Annotated in this window: 22 protein-coding genes; 5 read left to right on the plus strand and 17 right to left on the minus strand. The window is 59.2% G+C overall.

The features are described 5' to 3' along the window. Positions 1 to 766: 766 nt before the first annotated feature. From PZN02_RS23200 to PZN02_RS23220, 5 genes are all read right to left on the minus strand, one after another. Entirely contained in the window at positions 767 to 2,260 is a 1,494-nt protein-coding gene (locus PZN02_RS23200) for a tripartite tricarboxylate transporter permease (RefSeq protein WP_280663000.1), read from the minus strand. A gap of 11 nt (positions 2,261 to 2,271) precedes the next feature. Then, entirely contained in the window at positions 2,272 to 2,733 is a 462-nt protein-coding gene (locus PZN02_RS23205; RefSeq protein ID WP_280663001.1) for a tripartite tricarboxylate transporter TctB family protein, read from the minus strand. 28 nt (positions 2,734 to 2,761) lie between these two features. After that, positions 2,762 to 3,502 carry an SDR family NAD(P)-dependent oxidoreductase gene (locus PZN02_RS23210; RefSeq protein ID WP_280663002.1) on the minus strand — a complete coding sequence of 247 codons (741 nt, stop codon included), beginning with the start codon at positions 3,500 to 3,502 and terminating at the stop codon, positions 2,762 to 2,764. A 56-nt stretch (positions 3,503 to 3,558) separates the two neighbouring features. After that, positions 3,559 to 5,040 carry an aldehyde dehydrogenase gene (locus tag PZN02_RS23215; protein ID WP_280663003.1) on the minus strand — a complete coding sequence of 494 codons (1,482 nt, stop codon included), beginning with the start codon at positions 5,038 to 5,040 and terminating at the stop codon, positions 3,559 to 3,561. Between the two features lie 93 nt (positions 5,041 to 5,133). Continuing rightward, positions 5,134 to 6,117 carry a Bug family tripartite tricarboxylate transporter substrate binding protein gene (locus tag PZN02_RS23220; protein ID WP_280663004.1) on the minus strand — a complete coding sequence of 328 codons (984 nt, stop codon included), beginning with the start codon at positions 6,115 to 6,117 and terminating at the stop codon, positions 5,134 to 5,136. 228 nt (positions 6,118 to 6,345) lie between these two features. Between PZN02_RS23220 and PZN02_RS23225 the strand changes: the two genes are divergently transcribed. Further along, the gene (locus PZN02_RS23225) at positions 6,346 to 7,356 is read left to right on the plus strand and encodes a LysR family transcriptional regulator (protein WP_342394727.1); all 1,011 of its coding nucleotides are present in this window, start codon (positions 6,346 to 6,348) and stop codon (positions 7,354 to 7,356) included. On the opposite strand, the gene PZN02_RS23230 is transcribed toward PZN02_RS23225, so the two are convergent. The 3 genes from PZN02_RS23230 to PZN02_RS23240 are packed head-to-tail and all read right to left on the minus strand — an operon-like array spanning position 7,316 to position 10,441. Further along, on the minus strand, positions 7,316 to 8,767 hold the full coding sequence (locus PZN02_RS23230; protein WP_280663005.1) for an aldehyde dehydrogenase family protein: 1,452 nt from the start codon (positions 8,765 to 8,767) through the stop codon (positions 7,316 to 7,318). The genes PZN02_RS23225 and PZN02_RS23230 overlap by 41 nt on opposite strands. 13 nt (positions 8,768 to 8,780) lie before the next feature. Continuing rightward, on the minus strand, positions 8,781 to 9,656 hold the full coding sequence (locus tag PZN02_RS23235; RefSeq protein ID WP_280663006.1) for an SDR family NAD(P)-dependent oxidoreductase: 876 nt from the start codon (positions 9,654 to 9,656) through the stop codon (positions 8,781 to 8,783). Continuing rightward, positions 9,653 to 10,441, minus strand: a complete 789-nt coding sequence (locus PZN02_RS23240; protein ID WP_280663007.1) for an HpcH/HpaI aldolase family protein — start codon at positions 10,439 to 10,441, stop codon at positions 9,653 to 9,655. Before PZN02_RS23240 ends, PZN02_RS23235 begins: the two co-directional genes overlap by 4 nt. A gap of 313 nt (positions 10,442 to 10,754) precedes the next feature. Between PZN02_RS23240 and PZN02_RS23245 the strand changes: the two genes are divergently transcribed. The 3 genes from PZN02_RS23245 (at position 10,755) to PZN02_RS23255 (ending at position 13,765) form a co-directional block, all read left to right on the plus strand. Further along, entirely contained in the window at positions 10,755 to 11,546 is a 792-nt protein-coding gene (locus PZN02_RS23245; protein ID WP_280663008.1) for a hypothetical protein, read from the plus strand. Positions 11,547 to 11,622: 76 nt separating this feature from the next. Beyond that, complete coding sequence (locus tag PZN02_RS23250; RefSeq protein ID WP_280663009.1) at positions 11,623 to 12,486, plus strand: fumarylacetoacetate hydrolase family protein; 864 nt, start codon at positions 11,623 to 11,625, stop codon at positions 12,484 to 12,486. 292 nt (positions 12,487 to 12,778) lie between these two features. Beyond that, complete coding sequence (locus tag PZN02_RS23255) at positions 12,779 to 13,765, plus strand: Bug family tripartite tricarboxylate transporter substrate binding protein (protein WP_280663010.1); 987 nt, start codon at positions 12,779 to 12,781, stop codon at positions 13,763 to 13,765. Between the two features lie 67 nt (positions 13,766 to 13,832). Here the strand turns inward: PZN02_RS23255 and PZN02_RS23260 are convergent, their stop codons facing one another. The 6 genes from PZN02_RS23260 to PZN02_RS23285 all read right to left on the minus strand — a co-directional run bounded on the left by PZN02_RS23260 (position 13,833) and on the right by PZN02_RS23285 (position 21,408). Next, positions 13,833 to 14,813 carry a LysR family transcriptional regulator gene (locus tag PZN02_RS23260; protein WP_280663011.1) on the minus strand — a complete coding sequence of 327 codons (981 nt, stop codon included), beginning with the start codon at positions 14,811 to 14,813 and terminating at the stop codon, positions 13,833 to 13,835. A gap of 95 nt (positions 14,814 to 14,908) precedes the next feature. After that, a complete protein-coding gene (locus tag PZN02_RS23265) occupies positions 14,909 to 15,817 on the minus strand; it encodes an SMP-30/gluconolactonase/LRE family protein (RefSeq protein WP_280663012.1) in 909 nt (302 codons plus the stop codon). Between the two features lie 91 nt (positions 15,818 to 15,908). After that, positions 15,909 to 16,937, minus strand: a complete 1,029-nt coding sequence (locus PZN02_RS23270; RefSeq protein WP_280663013.1) for a substrate-binding domain-containing protein — start codon at positions 16,935 to 16,937, stop codon at positions 15,909 to 15,911. A 37-nt stretch (positions 16,938 to 16,974) separates the two neighbouring features. Then, positions 16,975 to 17,979 (minus strand): ABC transporter permease, encoded by a 1,005-nt coding sequence (locus PZN02_RS23275; RefSeq protein ID WP_280663014.1) that lies wholly within the window; start codon positions 17,977 to 17,979, stop codon positions 16,975 to 16,977. Continuing rightward, on the minus strand, positions 17,976 to 20,453 hold the full coding sequence (locus tag PZN02_RS23280; protein WP_280663015.1) for an ATP-binding cassette domain-containing protein: 2,478 nt from the start codon (positions 20,451 to 20,453) through the stop codon (positions 17,976 to 17,978). Before PZN02_RS23280 ends, PZN02_RS23275 begins: the two co-directional genes overlap by 4 nt. 199 nt (positions 20,454 to 20,652) lie before the next feature. Beyond that, entirely contained in the window at positions 20,653 to 21,408 is a 756-nt protein-coding gene (locus PZN02_RS23285) for an SDR family NAD(P)-dependent oxidoreductase (RefSeq protein WP_280663016.1), read from the minus strand. A gap of 513 nt (positions 21,409 to 21,921) precedes the next feature. Between PZN02_RS23285 and PZN02_RS23290 the strand changes: the two genes are divergently transcribed. Then, positions 21,922 to 22,722, plus strand: a complete 801-nt coding sequence (locus tag PZN02_RS23290) for an MBL fold metallo-hydrolase (protein ID WP_280663017.1) — start codon at positions 21,922 to 21,924, stop codon at positions 22,720 to 22,722. A 59-nt stretch (positions 22,723 to 22,781) separates the two neighbouring features. On the opposite strand, the gene moaA is transcribed toward PZN02_RS23290, so the two are convergent. The 3 genes from moaA to PZN02_RS23305 all read right to left on the minus strand — a co-directional run bounded on the left by moaA (position 22,782) and on the right by PZN02_RS23305 (position 25,920). After that, the gene (moaA, locus tag PZN02_RS23295; protein WP_280663018.1) at positions 22,782 to 23,825 is read right to left on the minus strand and encodes a GTP 3',8-cyclase MoaA; all 1,044 of its coding nucleotides are present in this window, start codon (positions 23,823 to 23,825) and stop codon (positions 22,782 to 22,784) included. Between the two features lie 13 nt (positions 23,826 to 23,838). After that, positions 23,839 to 24,768, minus strand: a complete 930-nt coding sequence (locus PZN02_RS23300; protein ID WP_280663019.1) for an XdhC family protein — start codon at positions 24,766 to 24,768, stop codon at positions 23,839 to 23,841. A gap of 135 nt (positions 24,769 to 24,903) precedes the next feature. Then, positions 24,904 to 25,920 carry a zinc-dependent alcohol dehydrogenase family protein gene (locus PZN02_RS23305; protein ID WP_280663020.1) on the minus strand — a complete coding sequence of 339 codons (1,017 nt, stop codon included), beginning with the start codon at positions 25,918 to 25,920 and terminating at the stop codon, positions 24,904 to 24,906. Between the last annotated feature and the right edge of the window lie 17 nt (positions 25,921 to 25,937).

The raw sequence follows: 25,937 nt of genomic DNA on the forward strand, positions 1-25,937 counted from the left end.
GGCTTGGACTGCCGATGTTCTCGCCCGCATTTGCCGACACGCTGTACACCAGGCTTGAAAAGTTCCTTCCGTGGGAATGGGAGCCTCTCAACCGGCGGCGACCCGTAAAGCTGAGCGACTCGCAACGTTCATTGCGTGCATTCCCTATTGTCGTCGGCAACTACTCACTTCTCGCGCCGAACCTTCGTCCTGCAATCTTCCTACGATCAAGTGCCCCGTACAGGCGGTTCTTGCGGTCGGACACCTCGGCCCGCAAATTTGCTGCTTTTGCCGCGCCGCCAAGAAAGCGATTATCCTTGCCAGGCACCGGATGTACCGCGGGGCCTCGACGAGTAGAGCTCACCGAGAGTCGATGTAGTCGGTATCAAGATCAAAGTTTGGAGCGGCCCGCTGCGATTAACCTTCCCAGGCAATGCAGAATCGCACCGCCTCAGCCGGTGCGTGCGGCAGCAAGGCACTGGTGTCACTGGGCTGGAGAGAGGCAAAGCACTCTGCGGAATTTTCATTTCGTCGGCAGAGATTGCAGTCCTCGACCAGGGGCTGGTTCAACTGCTCCGGCAAAGATTCTCTCTGATCCTAATAGCCCCGCCAGTAGGGGAACATTGCTTTCAACTTGCATTGCATCCGCACGCCCCGAGGGGGACGTCGGCAACCGTTGCTCCTCAGCGGGGGAAACAACGAGGGGAGGGACGAAAGCCAGAGCCCGAACATGCACGAGCTTGTTCGGGCTCTAGCGGCTCTGGCATGTTGCAGGCTCGTGGCACTGTCACTCCACGATGGCCTCTTCCTTTCGCCGCCGGATGTTTGGCACGATCATCGCGGCCAGCGCGAGCGTTCCGAGCGCAAGAAACACAGCGCTTACGGGGCGTTCGACGAAGACGCTGACGTCACCGCGCGAAAGGACCATTGCTCGCTTGAGGTATTCTTCCAGCATCGGCCCCAGAACGAAGCCGATCAATAACGGAGCCGGTTCGAACTCAAGCTTGATGAGAGCATAGCCGATCAGGCCGAAAATCACTGTTTGATAGATATCGAAGGCCGAGTTGTTGACGGAATACGCCCCGATACCGCAGAAGACCAGGATCGCGGGGTAGAGGTACTTGTAAGGTACCTTCAGCAAAGAGACCCAAACGCCGACCAGGGGAAGGTTGATTATCAGCAACATTAGGTTGCCAATCCACATGCTCGCGATCAGTCCCCAGAAGAGCGTCGGTTGCTCGTCGATCATCCGCGGGCCGGGCTGGATCCCCTGAATCATGAGCGCGCCGATCATCAATGCCATGACCGCATTTGCCGGTATCCCGAGTGTGAGCATAGGAATGAATGACGTTTGGGACGCCGCGTTGTTGGCGCTTTCAGGGCCAGCCACACCTTCGATCGCGCCGCTGCCGAACTCCTCCCGATGTTTCGCGACTTTGCGCTCCAGCATGTACGATGCGAAGGTTGAGAGCGCGAGACCGCCTCCTGGCAGAACACCGAGCAAAGACCCCAACGCAGTGCCGCGTAGAACGGAAGGCACAGACCGGGAGAACTCTTTTTTCGTCAGCCAGAGTTTACCAACGCGCGATACCGTTCCGGAACGGTTTTCCGGACACTCGAGGTTTCGGATGATTTCGGCAATGCCGAAGAGACCCATTGCCAACGGCACGAAACCAACACCTTCGAACAGTTGCGGAAAGCCGAGAGTGAAACGGATCTGGCCACTTTGCAGGTCAGTTCCCACAAGCCCGAACAGGACGCCCAGAACGATCATCGCGAGGGATTTGAGAATATTGCCGTGAGCCAGGACGGTCGCGGCAATCAGTCCGAGCAAGATGAGTGAAAAGTATTCGGCAGGGCCGAAAGCCATGGCGACGGACGTCAGGAGCGGGCCTGCGCCCGCAACGACCAGAGTGGCCACGGTTCCTGCAAAGAAGGATCCGAGCGCGGCCACCGTGAGAGCTGCTCCAGCTCTACCCGCGCGGGCCATCTTGTGTCCCTCGAGCGTTGTGACTACCGCGGTTACCTCACCGGGCAGGTTCAACAGGATCGCCGATGTCGATCCGCCGTACTGCGCGCCATAGTAGATACCGGCAAGCATGATCATCGCAGTGATCGGATCGAGCCCAAATGTCAGCGGAAGCAGCAATGAGATTGTCGCCACTGGTCCGACCCCAGGCAGAACGCCAATCGCCGTGCCGATGATGCAACCGACGAAAGAGAACGCCAAGTTTTGGAAGGTGAAGGCTACTGAGAGCCCGAGCGCGAGATTGTCAAACATGTGTCCGGGCCTCAGGAATTGGTCAGAAACGGAGGAAGGAAGGGCACGCTGATCTGCAGTCCCCAGGTAAAGACTAGCCAGCAGATTGCGACGAGAACGATCGCCAGCGCCGCTATACCCTTCGGTGTCTGGGTGCGGTCAGCCAATCCGCTGATCACGACCAGCGCCACGGTTGACGCGGCCAGACCGATACCCTCGAGCATCCCTCCAAAGATCGATAGCGCCGCCAGGATCAAACCCACTTCGCGCCAAGCCCATTTTTCCAGTCGTTGCGGGGTGCCATAAAGACCAGCAAGAAGGACGCCCATGCCCAACACGCCAAGTGCCACAAGCACGACAAACGGCATGTAGCCGGGTCCCATTCGGCTGGCGGTACCCAGCGGATAGTCAAGATTGATGTACATGCCGATCGCGGTCAGCAGCAGTAGGATAGCTCCGCTCGCGATATCTTTGGCGTTGACTTGTTTGCTCATTGTCTTGCCTCACCTGTCGGCTGTCAGCTCAGTGAAAAGATCGCCCGCCATCGACCGCAAGGGCAGCTCCGGTGACATACGAAGAGTCCTCACTCGTAAGGAACAGAATAGCGCTTGCGATCTCGTCAGGCCGAGCGACGCGTTTCATCGCGTAATTTGCTGCCTTTCCTCCGTTGCCGACCGCCATCGGTGTGTCGACCATCCCGGGACAGACAGCATTCACTCTGATTTGTGGGGAAAGCTCGGCAGCGAGAGCGCGGCTGAGGTTTACCACCCCGCCTTTCGACGCAGCGTACGCAGTGTGGTCCGCGACATTTGGCAACAGGCCCTGCGCCGAGGCGATGTTGACGATCGTGCTGCTCTCGTTTCGCCGCAGCAAGGGCACACAGCTCTTCGTGACGAGGTATGTCCCGATCAGGTTGACGTCAATGATCTTGCGCCAGAGTGCGACCGGCATGTCCTCTACAGAACCAGTCGCCATGATGCCTGCAGCATTCACGAGGCCGTCTATACCCTTGAGGCGGTCTTGAATGAGGTTGGTCGCCCTTGCGACGTCACCTTCGTCGGTGATGTCTGCCGCAACGGGATAGCCGCCGATCGCGTTTGCAACTTCAGCCGCAGCAGCATCGCGATCCAGGCATGCGACAACCGCACCCTCTGCCGCGAATAGCTCCGCAGTCGCTCTGCCGATGCCTGAGGCGGCGCCTGTGACGATGATCCGGCGGCCCGTTAGCCGCCGAACTACGCCGGCCGAGTTTGGTTCAGTCATAATACGGCCTCCCTGCCGTCGGGCATTCGAAAGAAGCGTTTGGTCGGCCACTCCATCTATCGCATGATGAACGGATTGCCGGGCGCCTCCTCCGCGACCGAGATAATCACGCTCTTGGTTTCGAGATACTCGTTTACGGCCTCGATGCCGCTTTCCCGGCCGAGGCCAGATCGTTTCATACCGCCGAACGGCACCATGTAGCTGTAGGCACGGTAAGTGTTGACCCATACAGTCCCGACATGCAGCGCCTTCGACATTCGAACTGCCCGACCCATGTTGGTAGTCCAAACGCCGGCGACCAGGCCGTAGTCGACTTCGTTGGCTATCCGGATCGCCTCTTCTTCAGTGTCGAATGCGATAATCGAGAGGATTGGTCCGAACACCTCCTCCTGTGCGATGCGCATCTGGTTCGTGACGTCAGCGAGAACCGTAGGCTCCACGAACTGGCCACCGATAAGACCGGGCCCTTGCGCCGATTTTCCTCCCAAGATGCACCGCGCGCCATCGGCTCGCGCGATATCCAAGTAGTCCAAGACCTTTTGAAACTGGGGAGGGGTTGCAATCGGTCCTACATCCGTCTCAGGATCCATAGGATCGCCTAGACGGATGTTGCGCGCGAGTTCCAGCAGGCGACCGGTAAATTCCTCAAGGATGGATCTCTGCACCAGCAAGCGGGAGCCTGCGGTGCACATTTGACCGGAGGCGCCAAAGATTCCCGACACGGCGCCAGCGGCGGCAAGCTCCATGTTCGCGTCGGCAAACACGATGTTGGGCGACTTGCCGCCAAGTTCAAGCGAGACGCGCTTCATCGTTCGCGCTGCCGTCTCATAAACCTTTGCGCCAGTTACATCGGAGCCGGTGAAGGTGATTTTCGCCACGTGAGGGTGCTCGACCAAAGCGGATCCCGCTTCCTGCCCAAGCCCGGTGACCACGTTGAAAACCCCTGGGGGCAAACCTGCCTCTTTTACCAAGGCGGCAAACTCCAGCGTACTTGCCGAAGCAAATTCCGAGGGCTTGACCACCACGGCGCATCCCGCGGCCATCGCCGGCGCACACTTGATGGCTGCAAACCACAAAGGAGAGTTCCACGCCGTCAGGGCCGCCACCACGCCAATGGGCTCACGGGTCGTAAAGGCGAGCGCGTCGGGCTTCTCGATCGGAATTGAGTGCCCTTCGATCTTGTCGGCCAGACCTCCATAATAGCGCCAGCATTCCGCAATGGCACCGAGTTGACCCCGTGTTTCGCGCAGAAGCTTCCCGTTGTCACGGGTCTCGATCTCCGCCAGGCGATCCCGATTCTTCTCCACCAGGTCCGCAATCGCGTTTAGGCACTTGCCACGTTGAGTCGCAGTAAACGACGACCAGGGCCCTGTCGTCATTGTTTCTTGAGCACTACGCACGGCTCCGTCGACATCGAGAGATTTCGCGCGGGGAATTCTTGCCCACACTTCCCCTCGATAGGGATCAACTGTTTCCAAAAATTCGCCGTCCGCCGGATCGACAAAGTCGCCGGCGACAAACATTTGGTAGTGTCTCATTGAACATCCTTCTGAGGCTTTCGCACTCAAGCCATTAAGTGTCGGACCCGCGGGCATGCGCGGCGCTTATCCGAAGGCCCGACGTTGATGAGGTCAGTCGGTGAACTTGACGTTGTTTTCTGTGATCACAGTTTGCCAACGCTGGGCCTGCGTCGCCATGAAGTCGCGCAGCTCCCCGCCTGTTAGCAGTTGCTCCTGGAACGCGAGCGGCCCGAATTTTTGGTGAAACGCATCGCTTTGGACGCCCCTTGCGATAGCGTCTGACAAACGCTTAACGACCGCGTCCGAGGTGCCTTTCGGGGCCATGTAGCCATACCAAAGCATGCTGTCGATATCGGGGTGACCGAGCTCGCGCATGGTCGCAGTGTCCGGGAGGTTTGACGTACGCTCTGGAGACGTTACGGCCAGGACGCGGAGCAGACCGTTTGCCGAAAGCGTCGCCGCTTCGCGTGCCGAGGGGAACATCATCTGAATGAAGCCGCCGCCCAGCGCCTGCAGGCCTTCCGGGTTGTTTCTGTAGGATACGTGGACGCCATTGCCGCCGATCTCCTTCAGGAAGCGCACGGCCGTGAGGTGCGCAAGGGTTCCGGCACCAGCGCTACCGAACGTGATCCCGTCGGGAGATTTCGCAACCTTGATCAAGTCGTCCATGGTCTTAATGTCCGACTGTCCGGAGACGACCAGCGCCATGGGATAGCCACCGATGCCAACGATCGGGGCGAAACTTTCGAGATTATAAGGGAGATTGTCGCGTAGCACCGTCTGTACGATACCCGATGTCGTCAGGCAAAGAATTCGATAACCATCAGGGTCGGACGAGGCAACGAGGTTGCCTGCTACGGTCGTTGCGCCGCCGCCGCGGTTGTCGACGATGATCGTCTGGCCCAGGTCCGCGCGGATCTGGTCTGCTATAAAGCGGCTCAGCGTGTCATCATCGCCACCCGGCGGATTCCCGATGATGAAGCTGACGGGGCGGCTCGGATAAGGGTCCTGCGCGAACACCGATCGCGCGACCGGTAAGCTCGACGCCGCTCCCGCCGAGGCAGCGATGAGAAAGTTTCTACGGTTGATGATCACGATATCCTCCCTTTGACAAGCGCCGCCTCCACACGGCATTTATTGATCAAAGTCTATTCGACGCGCCGGCCTGGCGCCACATAAGACCGCGGCCAACAGACAAATGGTATAACATCGTCTTATACCAACTTCCTGCATGATGGCTTTGCGCGTAAGATGACACTACACTCGGCGAGTTCATCGAGACTGCGGTAGAAGTCTGCTCCAACTGAAATTGAGGAGGCGCGATTGACGAGCGCTATGAGGATCGATCCCAAGAAAATTCTCTATCTGGCGACGATCATCGAGCACGGCAGCCTCAAAAGTGCTGCCAAAGCACTGGACATGTCGCAGCCTGCTCTCACCACGTCCATGAACCGGCTTGAAGAAGAACTTGGAATGCGAGTGCTCGAACGGGGCCCGACAGGTGTTGTACCGACAGCCACCGGCGAGGTCCTCTATTGCCATGCGCGCTTGATCCGGGATGAGATAGGTCTTGCCGCTCGTGCATTGCTAAGCGCGCAAGGTGGAAATCCGGCGATCATTCGAGTGGGCAGCCTTCCCAGCCTGGCCAGCTCTGTTATGCCTATCGCTCTTAGTCGATGGCGCGATATCTATCGGGAGCGGGAGCTTGAGGTTGTCGAGGTTCCGCAAATCGACTTGCTTACCGGTCTACTGCGTAGGGAATTCGATTTCGTCTTTGGTTTTACCGAGTGCTATGACCTCGAAAACGGGCTTCGCCAACGCGTGCTTTTCCGCGACAAGCTCTGTGTCATTGCGCGTGCGGGGCACCCGTTGGCCAGCGAACGTAATCTGCAGTGGGAGGTCCTCGTAACCTACCCGTGGGTCTGCCCGACCGCTAGGCGATCGCATGTGATCCTTGACGCGGCACTAAAAAAGGCCAACGTCGCACCACCCGAACAAATGACCGTCTGCGGCTCGGTCACGCTACTGAAATCCCTCGTGGTCAATGGCGACCATTTGGCGGTGCTCCCGGCCCATGCGGTGCGCGTCGATCTGGATGAGGGACGCCTCTGCCGACTGGATGTGAGCGACTCCGCACTCGATCGAAACATTGCTGTCTTTTTCCGCGAGGGATACCAGCTCGACGAGCCGAGCCGCGAACTCGTCTCGCTCGTTGGTTCCGTTGGCCAGGAGTTGTCCAATCGAGAGCGGGAAAGGGCGGCGATCGAGAACAATGCGCCGCCGGAAAATGAAGTTACGAAGCCAGAGGCAGCAAACCTTCTGCCCGCTCCTTGAAACCAAAAACCGCCTTTATCTCGAGATATTCCTCCAGCCCGAAAATGCCCATTTCCCGACCATTGCCGGACTGCTTGTATCCTCCCATCGGCGAAGCTGGGTCGCCTGCTGCGCCGTTATAGAAAACGCGCCCCGCGCGCAGTCGGTTTCCAACCGTGTAGCCTTTGTCAGGGTCCCCGGAGAAGACGTATCCGGCCAATCCGAACGGACCATTATTGGCGATCGCAATGGCCTCCTCTTCGTCATCGTAGGCGATGACTGCGAGAACCGGCCCGAAAATCTCTTCCCTTGCAATTGTCATCGCGGGTGTCACGTCCGTGAAGATCGTGGGTCGCACGAACGCACCCCGGTTGACGCCCGCAGGCAGTCCGGGGCCTCCGCAAACAACGGTGGCGCCCTCTTCGATGCCGATCTCGATGTACCGCTGAACGCTGTTGAATTGAGCGCGGTTTACCATAGGCCCCATGGTCGTCGCCGGATCGCGGGGATCACCGATCCGGATCTTGCTGACCTCGTCGCACATCGCCGCGACGGCTTCGTCAAGCTTGTTGCGGGGAATGAAAAGGCGGCTTGGCGCATGGCAGGATTGGCCGGTGTTGAAAAAGCATCGCTGGACATTCCACCGCGAAGCGGCCGCGATGTCCGCATCTGGCAGAACGATGTTTGCGGACTTTCCGCCGAGTTCCAACGATACCCGCTTGATCGTTTGTGCCGCGACGGCGCCGACCCGCGCGCCGGCTCCCGTCGAGCCGGTGAACGAAATCAAATCGACCTCCGGGTGGGCGGCAATAGCCTCGCCAACCGTCGCCCCCTCCCCTATGACGAGATTGACGACGCCCTTCGGCACTTTTGCCGCTTCTAGAATCTCCGTCAGCAAAATGGCGCTTATCGGCGTGACTTGGCTCGGCTTGCAAACCACCGTGCAGCCGGCCGCGAGGGCGTATGCGATCTTCACGGTCAACGTCTGGATTGGCCAGTTCCAAGGCGAAACGAGGCCACAGACACCGATCGGCTCACGCCGAATAATCGTGTCGCCGATCCGGGATTCAAAATGGTACTCCTGGAGAACCTTGCGCGCCTGCCGGAAGTGCATGAGCGGACCCATGACCTGAACACGGGCACTGACCGGACAACCCATCTCTTCTGCGATAACGGCGGAGAGTTCGTCTATTCTCGGTTCGTATGCAGCAATGATCCGGTCAAACAGGTCGAGGCGGTCGGCAATCGACGTCTCGGAATAAGTTGCGAAGGCGCGTCGTGCAGCCGCGACGGCTCGGTCCACGTCCTCCGCTCCACCCATCGCGACCCTCGCGAAAGGAGTGTTGGTCGTGGGATCCGACAGTTCCACCGTCCTTGATATAGAGGGCTGAACCCACTCTCCGTCGATGAAAAGCCTGGTGTATTCGCGCATGGTCTGTGTGTCCTTAGCTGCTGTGGGTGTAGCCGCCATCGCAGGCAATCGTCTGACCGGTGATGAACCCGGCGGCAGGAGTTGCTAGGAAAATCATCAAGCCGACGAGGTCGGTGTGAACCATCCCTCTTTGAATACATTGCTGCGACAATTGCAGACGCCTGAGGTCAAGGGTCGGATTGACGGCGCGCTCGACTTCGGTAGCAACAGGGCCCGGCCGAATGCAGTTGACATTTATGCCGTCCGGACCCAACTCACGCGCCATCGCATTGGTCATTCCGATGATTGCGGATTTCGAGGTTACGTAGTGCAGGTAGTTCCGGACACCCTTTGGAACCGCGTCGGATGAAACATTGATGATCCTTCCCCAGCCGGCCGCTCGCATCAATGGGGCTACCGCGCGAGCGCACAAGAAGGGGCCGGTCACGTTGACACGGATGACGCGGTCCCATTCGTCCAACGGGATCATTTCGAAGTGGCGCTTTTCGAGCGTGGCGAACACTGCGGCGTTGTTGATCAAGACGTCGATCCGACCATGTTCGGCCATGACAGACTTCACGAGGGCCTCGACGGACGCAGCGTCCGCGATATCAACTTGCAGGGCACTGGCATTTCCTCCGCTTGCAATGATCTCGTCTCGGACTTGCTGGGCATTTGCGAGATTGAGATCTGCGACGACGGGCGTGGCACCGGCGGCCGCGAACTGCCGGGCGAGTTCTCGCCCGATCCCCTGCCCCGCACCGGTAATGAGGACGACGCGATTGGCGACGCTGAAATCACGAGCCCAACCGGGAACTCCGGAGTCCTGAGGCGTGTGAACGAAAGCGTCGTCGGTTTGGGTGAAGGCGAGAGCGGCTTGTGGTTCAAGCTCGTCAGTGATTTTGGTCATTGGAATTTCCTTGCGTGCGCGATGGCCGCATTGGTGAAGAAGGTTACGTCGGCTCCCGCCGTCGCGTAGCGGGCACCTAGTGAGATCATTTCCTTGGCAAGCTCGGGATTTGCGCCAAGCCCGCCGACACCGAGGAAGATTCCGTTTGCCTTGCAGGCATCTGCGACACGCGCGAAAGCGGCGCGAACTGTCGGATGTTCGATCTGTCCCGGCAGGCCGAGCGCGTTGCACAGATCGTTGGCGCCCACGAGAAGCATATCGACACCGTCGACCGCGGCGATCTCGTCGATCGCATCCAACGCGGCCAAAGACTCCACCATGATCACGACCATGGTGGCTGCATTGATGCGTCGCATGGCTTCGATTGCCGGCGTCGGGCGGAATTCCAGCAACGGCAGGCACGGCGCGATCGAGCGATGGCCGAGCGGGGGGAACTTGGCCGCCTGAATCACGGCGGCCGCATCTTTGGCGGATTCAACCTGGGGCACGATAACGCCCATGGCGCCGCATTCGAGGGCTCGGGCGATCGACGCGTGACCGATATCGACGACGCGTACGAGCGGCGTGATACCCGCCAGATTGCTCGCGATGCAGATTTGGCCGATTGTCTCCAGCGAAAAGCTGTTGTGCTCCTGATCCAAAAATAGGCAGTCGAACCCTGCTGTCTTGGCGATGGCTACTATTTCCACGCCTCGTATGAGACGCACGATCATACCAACTGTGAGATTTCCGGCCGCCATTTTGGCAAGCAGCGGGTTTGCGGAGCTTTCACTTGGCTCTGACATTGAGGGATCTCCGTTCTAACGCCGAATGCCTCCCATCCGCCGTTCATTGCAATTTTAAGATGTTCCCAAGCGCTACAGAGCAGCGCGATCATCTTTTCGATGCCGACTAAATTTGAAACGGCCGGGATGTGGAATCAACCAGCATAAATGGCTGGCGCCGCAGGGTGATAAGTTAAGTTATACCCTCGGAAATCGGCATATTCCCGCCGCGGGCCGCGTCTCTTAAAACTAGAGGAACCTGATTTCGCGAACCGAGGAGGATGATATGCGCATCTCAGAAGCAGCCAAGGCCGAGGGCGGAAGCGTCGGCAGCATGCGGGACGGCAAGCTGGACCAGAAGTTTCTGCTGATGGGCGATGACGACTCTCCGAACAACTACCTGTTGAACGTCGGGCGCACCGGCTCGGGGGGCTGGGGGACGCCGCGCCATCGTCACAACTTCGACCAGGTCCGGTACGTCCTGAAGGGCAGCTACCCGGTTTCGCCTCACAAGGTCATGAAGGAGGGCACCGTGGCCTACTTCCCGGAAAGCGTGCACTATGGCCCTCAGGATCGGCCCGAAGGGCTTGAAATGATGGTCATTCAATTCGGCGGCGCCAGTGGCGAAGGCTTTCTCAGTGTCGCCCGGCGCGAAGCGGCCAATGAAGCGCTCAAAAAAAAGGGCGAGTTCAAGAACGGCGTGTTCACTTGGTATGACGAACACGGAAACAAGCACAACAAGGACGGTTCGGCCGCGTGCGTTGAAGAGGCCACAGGCAAGAAGCTCGAGTTCGCCGAGCCTCGCTACGACGACGTCGTGATGATGTACCCGGAAGCGAGCCCGTGGGCGAAGTCGGAAACTCCAGGAGTCTCGACAAAGACACTGGGCGTTTTCACCGAACGTGAAATGCGGCTTGGCTTCATCAAGATTGAAGCGGGCGCGACATTCAACACGGGAACCCGGACGGCGATCGAGGTTCTGTTCCTCAGTGAAGGTCAGATCACCGTGGACAGAAAGAGCTACGGCCCGCAGACCGGCATCGAGCTCCTGCCGACCGACGCACCCGCTGAGATCACCGCAACGGAAGACGCGCTGCTCCTGGCCATTCGCCTTCCGCAGTTCTGAAACCCAAATACGCTCCGAATGCCGTCCTGAGACATTCAGGTCGGCATTGAGCCTATCGTCTTAAAAAGGGCCTGAAATGAAAGTCGCCAGATTCTCCAAGAACGGAAAGATACTGCTCGGCGTCGTGGACGACGCTTCCGGTACCATTCACCCGCTCGATTCCCACTTGACTAGCATGGCGGATCTGATCCGCTTTAGCGCGTCGGGATCTACCTTTAAAACAGGATCAAGGCCGGGGCTGCCTCTTTCCGACGTCAAGCTCATGGCTCCGATTGTGCCTGAGCGGAATATCTTCTGCGTGGGCAAGAATTACTACGAACATGCAAAGGAGTTTGCGGGCAGCGGCTTCGAGGCGGGCGCCGTCAAGGGGCAGGAGATCGATGCATATCCCGCCATTTTCTCGAAGCCGCCCAGCACCGTTACCGGTCCGGATGATGTCGTCGAAATGCACCCGGAAGCAACGCAAGCCGTCGACTATGAGGCGGAACTGGCCATCGTTATCGGCCAGCCCGGTCGCAACATCGCGGAAGCTGACGCGATGCAGCACGTCTGGGGATACACGATCGTAAACGATGTCACCGCCCGCGACCGTCAGCGCAACCATAAACAGTGGCTTGCCGGTAAAGGTCTCGACACGTTTTGTCCGATGGGCCCATGGATCGTTACCGCCGATGAAATCGACGGCGCGAACCTCGACATCGAGTGCAAGGTGAACGGTGAACTCCGGCAGAAGGCAAACACCAGCAATCTGATCTTCAAGATCCCCCAATTGATTGCGGCTATCTCCGCGGGCCTGACTTTGCAGCCTGGCGATGTCATCGCCACCGGCACGCCGGCGGGCGTCGGGATTGGATTTACGCCACCCCGGTTCCTTAAAGCCGGCGATCGCGTCGAGATAACGATCTCCGGCATCGGATCACTGAGCAACGCCTTCGCATAGCGTCGAGTTCTTCAGCAATTCGCCGAAACGCAGGATCACGTTGCTTACTTGGCAACTTAACGAGCGGACCAACCGGCCCGCTCGTACGAGCGCTCGTGCCCCGCAAGGGTGCGAGTAATTGCAGGACGCAAACCGGTCGCATTGCGACCCTGCCATATAACGTGAAGTTATATAGGCCGCCCCGGCGACCTTGTCTCGCGGTAGCAACCATCTATCGTCCTTGGGTGAGAAGAGGAGCTCAAGGACGTCTCTGGCGGATCTTCCGTCAACGACTGTTCTCAGGGAGGAACAAATGAACTTACCACAGATCACAAGACGACGACTGCTCGCAGCGGCGGTGGCCCTTGGGGCGATCGCGCTAACCAGTTCACAAAGCTTCGCGGCGGACGGACAGATTCGCTGGCTTGTCGGGTATCCGCCTGGCGGCTCGACGGATGCCATTGCGCGTCTTCTTGCGGCACCAATTTCCAAAAAGCTCGAGCAGACGATTATCGTTGACAACCGTCCGGGCGCCGGCAGCTCCATCGCAGCGGCCGCCCTGGCCAAATCGAAACCGGACGGTCTGACAGTCATGTCGGTCGACAACGGCACGCTCGTGATCAATCCAGTAGCCTATCGCACGCTACAATATGATCCGGATAAGGATTTTCGGCCGGTTGGCGTCTACGCTGAAGTGAACTTCCTGCTCGCGGTCGGGAAGGATCAGCCGTACAAGACCGTCGAGGAATTCCTGAGCCAGGCCAAGACCGCGTCAAACCCAATCGCTTACGCGAGCCCGGGGATTGGAACACCCCTCCATCTTGCAATGGAGAGGATGGCACGCGAAGCCGGCGTGAAGCTCGAGCATGTTGCCTACCGCGGCATGGCGCCTGCGTTGAACGATGCACTCGCCGGCGTCGTTCCAAGCATCGTCATCGATTACACAACCGCACGTGAGATGATCCGTTCAGGGGACCTGCGCCCACTTGCAATTTTCTCCGCATCTCGCCTCTCCGCACTTCCCGATGTGCCGACTTTCGGGGAAAAGGCTCTTCCCGGTTTCTCGGCTGTCGCTTGGCAGGCACTGGTTGTGCCGCATGACACCCCTGACGAGGCCGTCACTCGCCTGAGCGACGCGCTCACAATCGCGCTTCAGGATCCCGCTGTGAAATCGCGTTACGAGCAACTGGGCTTGGGCATGCCGGCAAGCGATCCCGAGTCCTTTGAAAAGCGCTGGCATGACGACAAGGCTGTTTGGCAACCGCTGATCCGTGATCTCGGAATCATGCTCGGCGAATAACAATATGGGCTGCCCGGTCGGGCAGCCCATATTTCGTGGCGCGCCAACGCAACGGTTTCGACACCCGCTACCGGTTGCCTGGTATTTCTGCGGCGCTGAGGTCGGAGGACGGTGTGGCCAAGCCTCTCTGACAGATCTCCTGCCCGACCTTCTCGATGATCGCGATCAAGTCCCGGCTGGCTTCGTCCATCTGATGCCCTTCCCTGAAATAGAGGGCGATGTTTCGGTCCAGCGCTGCCGCATCTATCGGAATATTGCACAACCGACCTTCGACAAGCTCCTCATTGACCGCATGCACCGGCAGCACCGCCAAGTGATCGCTGTTCGCAACTACGGCCTTCAATAGGATAACGGAGCCGCACACTGTTATGTTTTCCGGCGGCGGTATGTTTTCGGCTTTCAACGCCGCGCCGAGAACGGCGTGCGGGCGGCGCGCGGTGGGAAACACCCACGGAAAGCTGACAAGAGTAGGCCAATCGACATCCGGTTTTCCTTCAAGCGGGTGCCCTTTTCGCGCGATGACCAGGAGCTTATCGCGAAACAGCACACGTTGACGCAAGCCCTCCTCGAGGTCGTAGCATTCCGTGAAGCCAATCACGAAGTCGAACTCCCGTCGCAAAAGGCCGACCAGCAGATCGATCTGCGGGCTTTCCACGATCTGCAGTTCACGGTCAGGATGAGCTTGTCCCCATTTTTGCAGCGCGAGCGGCATGACTGCGGTTGCCAGGCTCGGCAGGCTTCCCAATCGGACAGCGGCAGGGGCTCCTCCCCAAGCGTTGAGCAGGGCACGCTCCGCCAATCCGATTTCATCGCGAATGAGGCGTGCGTGGCAATAGAGGATCTCGCCCAGCGCCGTAGGGAAGACACCCTTGGGGGTTCGTTCAAAAGCGCGAATGCCAAGCTCGCTTTCGAGCCGGCTCATCGAGCCGGAGAGCGCCGGCTGGGTAACGTTCAAGGCACGGGCGGCTCTTTTGAGACTTCCGTGTTCGATGATCGTCGCAAGATAGAGCAGCTTTTTGGGGTCGATCTTGAGCATAAGGTCTTGCATCGGCATCGTCCCCGTTCTGGTTTGTGGGCCCCATCCTTCCTGCAGGTCCGATTGCGGTTGGCGCCATGCGCTCTCTCGGCCACCAGCGCCCGCCTTTATCGCGGACGGCCATTGACCTTCAATCGGACACGATAGAGCCCATTCATGGCGCAGATGTACATGAGATTGCGGCGCGGCCCTGCGAAGGTGAGGTTTGCCGCAATCTTTCCGAGCTTGATTTTACCGAGCAAGGCTCCGCTGTTGTTGTAGCAATGGACACCGTCTCCCGCGGTGATCCAGATATTGTCGTCGCTATCAAGTCGCAAGCCGTCGAAAATGCCGACTGGGCAGTCGGTAAGAACTTCGCCGCCGCTGAGGCGGTTGTCCGCGCCGACTTTGAATGTGCGCAGATGCGCCGGACCGTCTTCGAAATGGCTTTTGCCGCTGTCGACAACGTAGAGCGTTTTTCCGTCTTTCGAGAAGGCCAGACCGTTGGGCATCACCATGTCGGTGATCTTTGCCTCGACCTCACCTGTCGCCGGATCGACGCGATAGACATGACAGCCGCCGATTTCGGGATCCGCCTTGATGCCGTCGAGGTCGTGAAGGATCCCGTAAGTCGGGTCCGTGAACCAAACGGCGCCATCAGAAGTGACGACCGCGTCATTTGGCGAGTTCAGTTTTTTTCCACGCCAGCGGTCGGCAATCGTTGTGATCGTGCCGTCATGCTCCGTTCGGCTTATTCGCCGATAGCGGTGCTCGCAACTCAGCAGGCGGCCCTGAAGATCGATCGTCTGGCCGTTGGGATGACCGCAATCCTGGCGGAAAACGCTGATCGATCCGTCCGTTTCGTCCAGTCGCAAGATGCGGTCGTTCGGAATGTCGGTGAATAACAGGTATCGTCCGGCGGGGAAGTAGGCTGGCCCCTCGGTGAAAAGGCCCTGGCTGAACAACTCTTCGGGCGGACAGATCGGTGCGACCATCTCGCCAAAGACTTTCTCCACGATTTCGTAATGCTCGGACATTCCTGCTTTCCAATTCTCACGGGTGGATACGCATCGGTCGCGCTAACGCTTGGAAGATGATGTGGCCCGACCGCAGTCGGGCCACCGTGGGCTACTTGGCACCGACAACGTTCTTCAAGGTCCAGTCGTAGGCATACTTCACCCACACGATGTCACTGTCGGCCATCCCCTTGTAGCTCGTCTTGAGCTCCTGCAGATCAATGGTGGGGATGGGTGCGACCATTTTCATCGGGACGTCGACTCCGCTCAACTTGGCATAGGCAACGTTCACGGCCAGGCTGCCAATGCCGGGATCGACGTTGATGGCCACGGATTCGTAGCCGGTCTTTGCATTGAGGTCGATCAGGAGGTTTACGTCCGTTCCGTCAAAGCCATAAACCTGCAACGGCACGTCGCGACCGTCCGCCAGGAACGCCTGCCCAGCGCCAAATGCTGCAACGCCTTGAGAAAAGATGATGTCGACCTTCGGCAGGGTTGGGAGAATGGCCGCAACGCGTTGCTGTGCGACCGACTGGTTCCAGTCGCCGTAGACTTCTGAAACAATCTTGATGTCCGGGTATTTGGCCAGTGCGCGAACATATGCGTCCTGGATTGCCTGTTCCGCGGCGTTTCCCGCAAGTCCGCGGATGTTCAAGGCGTTGCCCTTGCCTCCCGTCCGCTCAGCGATGTAGCTGACATATTTCTGACCAAGTTCATTGTAGTCGAACTGAAGATCTATCGCCTTCGCATTCGTGACCGAGCCGAGAGCCGTCGTGAGAACGGGTATCCCCGCGCTGACCGCATTGTCGATCGCTCCGTTCAAGGCTGTATCGGACAGGGGCTCGAGAATGATGAAGTCGACGCCTTGAAGCGTCATGTTGTTGATCTGTTGAATCTGCGTCTGCGGGTCGCCGGCGGCATCCACGACCGCGAGCTCGACTTTCTTCCCCTTTGCGCTGAGCTCGTCCGCCGCCCACTGGGCCGCGGCGAGAAATCCCTTTTGCCAGCTATTGCCCTGGAACGGCATTGCGACACCGATGGTGAATTTGTCTTCGGCCTGCGCCGTTGCTCCGGCAAGCGTGGCCACAAGCAGCACTCCCCCGGCCAGAACGGACCGCTTTTTCATAACATTCTTCGTCATCTTCTCCTCCTCAATGACTATTTGGTTGATCTTCGAATTACCTGCGCTCGGGCGAACGAATGGCCACGAGGCACACCGTCACCAGGACGATCAGGCCTTGGATGACGTATTGCGCACCGATGCTGAATTGCAGAAGGATCAGGTCGGATTGGGCGAGTGTGAGCACCAGTGCCCCGATGGCTGTCCCCAGCACAGATGTCACTCCGCCGGTGATCCGGGTTCCTCCGACGACAACTGCTGCGACCGATCCCAGCAAGTAGCTGCGGCCAACGTCTGCAGAGACGCCACCTTGGTACGTCGTCAGCAAAACCCCCAGCCAAGCCGCCAGCACACCTGATAAAACAAACGCGCCCAGGACCAGCCAGCCCCTCCTGACGCCCGCCAAGCGTGCCGCCTCCCCATTCTGTCCAAGCGCGTGAAGCTGGAGGCCAAACACCGTGCGCGAAAGTAGGATTGTCACCACGAGCAGCGTGACGATCGAAACCGCCAGCGCTCCGGAAATCCCCCAGACACGCATTCGTAGTGAAGCTTCGAAAAGCCCTCCTATGCGGCTGAAGCCCCCACTCTGGATCGCGACGATGAAGCTGTAGATGATGTAGCCGGAAGCGAGTGTCGCAACGATCGCGGGAATGCGTAGTCGGACGATCAAGGCCGCGTTGACCGCTCCCGCCAGAGCTCCAACCAGCAGCGTAAGTGCCAAGGAGCCGACAATGTTATCGTCTCCGGCGATGCCGGCCGACATGACGTAGGCGCCAAAGGTGATGACGAACGGCAGCGAAAGGTCGAAATTCCCCGGGCCGCTTGCAATAACGATCATTTGGGCTGTGCCTGCGAGCGCCAGGAAGCCCGCAATCGTCGCGTTCGCGAGAAGGAACGAAAGGGATAGCGTTCCCGTGGCATAGCCGGCGACCAGCCAAAGGATGAAGGCTGCGATCAGCGCTCCGATCCACGAGCGATTGAGGACATTGCGCCAGTTCCCCTGCGAGGCGCTGGCTTTCGAAATGGGCGTTTCGGTACTGGAAGACGTCGTTTGTGTGGTCATGGCTCGATCGACCTCGTGAGCGAACGGAAACTGAGGGCAAGGATCAAGATCAGACCACCGATGGCGGTGGAGTATTCGGAGCTAATCCCGAGAAAGGTCAGATTGGTTGCGACTAGCGAAATACCGATGACGGCCATCACCGCACCGATCGGAGAGACGATCCCGCCGGAGAAACTTGCGCCGCCGACAACCACTGCTGCGACGGTCGCCAAGGTGAAGCTTGATGCAACATGGACGTTTCCAGCACCGGTCGTTGCCGTCAGCAGAAGACCCGAAAGCACCGCAAACATGCCCGCCAACGCATAGATCGTGATGCGTCCAGCCAACGCCGAGAAACCCAATGAGACAAAGATGCGCCGATTGTGGCCGAGTGCGCGAAGTCGGATGCTGTACCCCCACCCCCGGCAAATCCAGAGGCCAATCAATGCGACAGCAACCAACACGTAACAGCCCAGCGGAAGCGGCCACAGCTTAGTGTTTGCAAGCGCGGTCAACCACGCAGGCGATTGGCCACCTGGGGTTTCACGGATAATGAGGCCAGTGCCGAGCCATACGAACGAAGCGCCCAGGGTGGCAACCACTGACGACACGCCAAGAAGCTCGACGATCAGTGCCAACGTCACATATCCGCCGATAACCAACCCAAGCGCACAGACGCCGATCGCCGGCGCATCCACCAAATAGGTCGCTGCGAGAACATTAACGAGGCCGATGGCGAAACCCAAACCGAGATCGATGTCGCCGCCAAGAAGAAACAGCATCTGCGCCATGACCGCGAAAGCCAGCGGCAGCGACGCCTGAAGGAGAAGCTCCAGCCCGAATGTGCTGAAAGCGTTCGGCTGCTGCCAGATGGCGAGGGCAAACATCGTGAGCATCAAAATGGCCGCGGGAAGCGAGCGCCACGCGAGGAGCTGCGCCAGAGATGCCTTGGCGGGAGGGTCGTCGGGTTCGGCGCCCCCCGTGGCCGAGTTCGCTGACGGATGGGCGCCGGGGCGGAGAAACGAGGCTTGGACGATACGTTCCTCGGTCGCTTCCGTCCCGTCGAACTCAGCCACGATATGGCCGCGCGCCATGACATAGACACGGTCGCATTTTTGGAACTCGGCGACCTCTGTCGAATAGAGGATGGCGCTTCGACCCTTCTCCTTGAGCTTGTCGAGGATTTCATAGATGGAAGCCTTTGCGCTTGCGTCGACGCCGCGGGTGGGATCGTCCAAAAGCAGAAGCGGCGCCTCGCTCACGAGCGCTCGTCCGAGAAGCGCTCGCTGTTGGTTGCCGCCGCTGAGGCTTGTAATCGGAGACTGCGCACGGTGCGCCAGTCCGAGTTCAGACAGCCATGTTTGAGCAGCCGTTTTCAGTGCCGCAAAGTCGACCAATCCAGCAGAAGACAGCCTTGGGGCGGCGGAGATGGCGACGTTGTCCTGCACGGTCCATAATGGAAGCAACCCTTCACGCTTCCGGTCGCCGCTGACATAAGCGATGTCGGTGCTCGAAGAGATGGCACCCGTATTTCGTTTGCGAGCGGAGAAAATCGCCTGCAACAGCTCTCGCTGGCCGGCACCTTCCAGGCCGGCAATCCCGACAATCTCGCCGGCGCCTACCCTTATGGCGACATCATGGAGACGGGATGACGTCAGTGCTCGGACGGCCAGAAGGTCTTGCGAGTTCGCGTCGCTCGACCGCCGGCAGACCGGCACGCCCTGCTCCACCGTCGCACCCAGCATCGACAGCAACTCGTCATGGGTCAGGTTTCGACCGTCGCCGTCGAAGTGCAGCTTTCCGTCACGCAGGACAACGACGCGGTGCGCCAGGCGTATCGCTTCCTCCAGCTTGTGGGTGACGTAGATGATCGATACGCCCTCTGCCGCCTTGCGGGTGACAAGATCTGCCAGTTGATCCGCCTCGCGGGACGAAAGCGCAGAGGTCGGTTCATCGAGGATGACAAGACGCGTGCCCGGCTCAGTCATCGCCCGCGCGATCTCGATCATCTGGCGTTCGGCAATCGACAATCCCGCGACCTCGGCGCCAACGTCGATCCTATTCCCCGGGAAAACCTGCAGCCGCTCCCGTGCCCGTCTGGCCATGTCGCGTCGCGATCCTTGGCTGCCGCCGCCAGAGGTAAGAGCTAGGTTTTCAGCGACAGTGAGATTGGAAAAGGTCGAGAGTTCCTGGAACACACGTTGAATCCCCCGACTTCGCGCGCTCGCTCCAACGTACTTTTCGAAGTCGATGGGATTTCCATCGACAGCCATTGTTCCGGAACTTGGCTGCAGGGTACCGCCGATGACGTTCAGGAAGGTCGACTTGCCTGCCCCGTTGGGGCCGAGCAGAACCACAATTTCGCCTGCGTGGATATCAACGCTGACATCACGCAGTACCCGGTGATTGCCGAAACTCTTCGACAGGTCACGTGCTGAGATAAGCGGCGGCGCTGCGTGTTCCCGGACGCTTTCGTTCGCTCGTTTCTCTTCCATCGTCTCCTCCTCGGAAGACATTGCAGTGCCGAAAGACCGGGCGCACGGACAGCATCAGCCGGTCCGATGTCGTTCACCGGACAGCCGTGCCCGCAGGGCATTGCTCGATGTGGATTGAGGCTATCTGGCCAGGATCAGATCCTGGCCCGCTGCCGGATGGATGTGCCTGGCACCCAACCGGCAAAGCTGCGTTTGTCTACTACAGGCAGGCCGTCTGGCCGCCGTCCACCGAAACGACGGCGCCGGTCATGAAACTGGCATCGTCGGTCAGGAGGAACACGATCACCGCTGCAATCTCCTCCGGCTCGCCCATGCGGCCGATCGGATGTGCTGCGTTGATACGCGCCACGGCCGCCGGGTCCTGCAACATGTACTCGACCAGAGGCGTCTTGGTCATTCCCGGCGCCACTGCGTTGACCCGAATGCCGAGCGGCCCCAGTTCTGGCGACATCGACTTCGTGATACCCGAAACGGCAAACTTGGAAGCCACATATGGCAGGCGATTGGGGACCCCCATCACGCCCGCCCCGGACGAAATGTTTACGATGGCGCGCGGGCCGGTGTCGTCGCGCACGGCACGTACGAAGGCTTGGCACATGTTGACGGTGCCTCCCAGGTTGACCGCCATGACGCGTTCGAGCTTCTCCGGCTCGACATCCAGTACGCTCGCAACGCCAGTGATCCCGGCACAATTGATCAACCCATTCAGCCTGCCGAGCCGCGCGCGCGTGTCGGTTGCCAGAGTTTGGGCTGCAGCCTGATCGCGGACATCGAGCACGGCACCTGAGATGCGATCGCTGCCGCCAAATTCAGACACGATCTTGTCGACCGCTTCCTGGGTGACGTCGACTGCCACCACGTCTGCCCCCTCGACGTGCAGACGCCGAACACATGCAGCACCGATACCGCTGCCTGCACCGGTCACGATCACAGTACGGCCTTCAAATCGTTTCATTCCATTTCCTCCACTGCATGCTGGAGCGTCGCTTGGGGTCGGCTCCGTGTATGACCGACCAAATCGGCCGGCGATCTTTCTTGCGGAGCGTCTCCCGATGCGCTCGCCAGGACGAAGGGTATTCGGTTGAGGCCAGCCTTTGTCAACGCAGGGTTTCGAGTGGTCGCCGGCATGTGCAATGAGAATGAAAATTGTGCCGCGGAAAAGACTGTTACTTATCAAGCGCTTGTGTAAAAGTTTCTGCCATTCCAACTATATAGCATAATATTATATCCGGGTGCGCGCATTCAGCGCCGGTCGCCTTTCCTGTGTGCGCCGACATCAGGCGATAAGACGAGCTTATATGCTCGATTTGCCTCGAGCATGGTTTTCGAGCACTTCTTCTGGGAGCATGGAAGTTTGTGGGATTCTCGAACTTGAACAGGAGGTCAAGTGCGTCATCGGCAGACTGCGACTGAGATGCCCCCTCCCCTCATGGTGTCGCGGGACACCGGCAAGGTTGGAGACGTGGAATTGTATGTCGTTTCGGCCGGTCCGCTCGACATCGGTGAGCCGGATAAGGCTTTTGACGCGGCGCATTGCGATCATGGAGAGGTTTACGAACTCAGCAGCGAGGGCAGGATTGTCGTCGAACAGAACGTTCTCGCGGTAAGGAGCCAAGGCCGGGTCGCCATTTTTGAAACCGGCGCGCCGTTTCGAGATACCGGTTCGAATCCGCTGCATGCGGGGCTCGTTTCCGCGGGTTTTGAGCTGGATCGGATCGACGCAATTATTCCTACGCATGCTCATCTCGATCATGTTGGGGGAATAATGGCCCCGGCCGGGCACAGAAACTTCCGCAATGCCGCAATTCATCTTCATGCGTCCGACGTTGAATTTTGGCTTGCCGACGAACGGCTTGGCACGCGCGGGGAGCATTCGGCACTGGTGGCTCGTCGCAATCTCGTGCCCAACCTCGATCGATTGGAGTTTCACGTCGACGACCAGGAGACGTTTCCAAACGTCACTGCAATGCACACACCGGGCCACACGGTTGGACATACGAGCTTTGTGATTGGTTCTGGTAATGACTTTCTCTTTGTCGTTGGCGATATCGTTCATCACCAGTGTCAGCTCGCCCACCCTCGCATGAAAATGCTATTCGATACGGATCCTGACGCGGGCGTCGAAACGCGCGTTAGAATGCTGGAGTATCTAGCGTTGCGCTCAATGCCGGCATTCTTCTACCACTTCCCGTTTCCAGGTCTCGGCTATGTCGAACGCGTCGGTGATGGCTATCGCTTTTCTCCGCTGTCAGATCGCAAATGGGGCTGAAGGCTGACGGGCGCGCGATCAGAACGCCAGTCTGCTGCCAGCCTTCCTGCGAAGAACCGTCAACCGCCCGTGACATTCATGTGGCGGGGAACCGTCAGCACACTGCGACTGCGATCAATGACGAAGTCATGTCCCTTCGGTTTGCGTGCGATCGCGTCGTCGATCGCAGCATTGAGGATCGCGTCGTCCTCGGCACGGAGAACCGCACCCAACTCGGCGGCATCGTTCTGTCCGAGGCACATGTACAGCGTGCCGGTACACGTAACTCGCACGCGGTTGCAGCTTTCGCAGAAATTGTGGGTCAGCGGGGTAATCAGACCCAGACGGCCTTTGGTTTCGGCGACTTCGATGTAGCGCGCCGGTCCGCCCGTTTCGTACGGGATGTCCCTCAGTGTAAATTGATTTTCCAGCGCGGCACGGACTTGTGTCAGCGGCAGATAGCGATCAGTACGATCCTCATCGATGTCGCCCAGCGGCATCGTCTCTATCAGCGTCAGATCCATGCCTCGACCATGGGCGAACCGGAGGATATCGGGGATCTCAAGATCGTTCACGCCCTTTAGCGCGACCGTGTTCAGCTTGACCTTCAGGCCTGCCTCTTGTGCGGCGTCGAGCCCCTCCATTACCCTGGAGTAGTCGCCCCAGCGCGTAATCCTGCGAAACGTGTCCGGATCGAGGGTATCGAGAGAAACATTGATGCGACGAACGCCGCACTCATAGAGTTCGGAGGCAAAGCGGACAAGCTGAGAGCCATTCGTCGTCAGGGTCAGTTCTTCGAGCCCGGTTCCCACCTGCTTCCCGAGTTCTCGCACGAGCGACATGATGTTCTTGCGTACCAGCGGCTCCCCACCGGTCAGGCGAATTTTTGTCACACCCTTCGCAATGAAAGCCGAGCAAAGACGGGCGAGTGCCTCAAGGGTCAGCAGATCCTTCTTCGGCAGAAAGGTCATGTTTTCCGCCATGCAGTAGGTGCAGCGGAAATCGCATCGATCCGTGACCGACACTCGCAAGTAGGTAACTGGCCGACCAAACGGGTCTACCAAGGGTGTGGGCCTGGCATCCTTGACGTAACTACTCTGCTGGCCGTTCAAACGATCATTCATCGAGATTTCCGTCTCATTCAAACGTTGCCAGGCGTGTCGCCGCAATGTCGGCAAGGACCGAAAGCGCCAGCGAGGAGGAATCCCGCGCGGGGCCAAACATGCCGATCGGCGCCTTGAGCCGAGAAAAGCCGGTCACTCGGTGACCGAGCGCCGCCAATCGTTCGATCCGTCTACCGTGAGTTCTGGTGCTTCCGAGCGCGCCTATGTAGAAAGCCGGGCTCTCCATGGCGATTGGCAGAACCAGCATTTCCTTCTCAAGGTCGTGATGCAATACGACGACGGCTGAAAACGCGTCTATCTCCTGTCTGGCGATCCTGTCTGCCCTATTGATCGGCAAGAGCACGACGTCATAGCCGGCAACTTCTGCCAGTCTGGCGACGCTTTGCGCCTCAAGGGTCTGTCCCGAAATGACTACCCGGGTTTGCGGTCGATAAACCGATATGAAGTCTTCTCCGAGCCAGCCCGCCCGTCGAGGAGCCACCACAGGAACCAAGGATTGCTTACTCGGCGAATAGCGCAGAGCCGCTCGCTGGCGTCGTTTCAGGTGATCGAGCACCAGTTCGAGGTTGTCGATCTCCCGCAGAATGTGAATGGCGACGGTTATCCCACCCCCGCAGGGCAAAACGATATCCATGAATGGCGACCCGTCGCCAAAGCTGACGGTGCGGTCGCGTCCTTCCCTCATCGCCTGCAGAGCTTCAAAGGCCACCGCTGCTTCAACGCACCCTCCGGATACATAGCCAGCGAAGCGGCCGTCGTCCGCGATGATGACGTGTGAGCCGAGCGCGCGTGCTGCCCCGCCCCGGATGCCGACAAGTGTCCCGATGGCCACAGGGCCACGCCTGAAGCTCTCGACAGCGAATGCAAGGAGTTCCGCCGGGTCATCGGCGTCAAACGCCCTTGTTGGAGCGGGCAAGACTTCGAGTCCAAACTCATTCTTCAAGGCCAATCCCCTGATTGTTGCTGTCGCGGTCGTTCACGCGATTGCCTCATTGGACGTCTCTGGGTTCCGCCGCTCTGGATCGGGCCGGCTAAGGCGATACGCGGCAACGAGGCCACCGCGCATCGCTAGACGACATTAAACCCTCAGCAGTGTCTTGATCGCGCGGCGCTCGTCCATCGCGCGATAACCTTCGGCGACGTCAGCGAGGGGAACCTCGAGATCGAAGACCTTTCCCGGATTGATCTCACGGTTCAGCACCAGATCCATGAGGTAGGGGAGGTAGCGGCGGACGGGAGCTGGTCCGCCCATCAGGCTCTTCTGGGCAAAGAACAAGTTCTGTCCGTCGATCTGAACGCCATGCGGAACCCCGACAAAGCCGATATGCCCGCCGGGACGAGCGCAGTTCATCGCCTGCGTCATGGCTTCTTGCGTTCCTACGCATTCAAGAACGGATTCGGCGCCCACTCCGCCCGTCAGTTCCTTGATCCGGGCCACGCCTTCGTCGCCTCGTTCCGAGACGATATGTGTGGCTCCGAATTCAAGCGCGAGATCCTGGCGGCTTTTGTGGCGGCTCATGGCGATGATCTTCTCGGCTCCCATTTGCTTGGCGGAAAGCACGCCCATCAGGCCGACCGCACCGTCACCGACGACGACCGCCGTCGAGCCAGGCTGGACTCGTGCCGCATCAGCCGCATACCAGCCGGTACCAAGGACATCCGAAACGGCCAGAAGGCTCGGAATGAGGTCATCGGACGGCATCTCCGGAGTTGCGACCAGAGTACCGTCAGCAAGTGGAATTCGGGCAAACGGCGCCTGCGCACCGGACATAAACTCCCGCTGTTCGCAGGAAGACGGGAAACCGAAGCGGCAATGCGGGCAGGTATTGTCGGAGATGCAGAATGATCCCACGACGAACTGGCCAGGTTTCACAGTCTTGACCTCGTCGCCGACTTCGACGACGACGCCGCAATACTCATGCCCCATATGGGCCGGCCCACTCATCGGCTGGAGCCCACGGTAGGGCCAGAGATCGGAGCCGCAAACGCAAGACGCCGCCAACTTGATGATGGCGTCGGTGGGTTTTTGAATTCTTGGTTCGGCGACCTCCTCGCAACGGATATCGCCTTTGCCGTGCAGAACCGTAGCCAGCATGTTTCACTCCCTTTCGA

Origin of the sequence: Sinorhizobium garamanticum (genome assembly GCF_029892065.1) — a bacterium.
GTDB classification, from domain to species: domain Bacteria; phylum Pseudomonadota; class Alphaproteobacteria; order Rhizobiales; family Rhizobiaceae; genus Sinorhizobium; species Sinorhizobium garamanticum.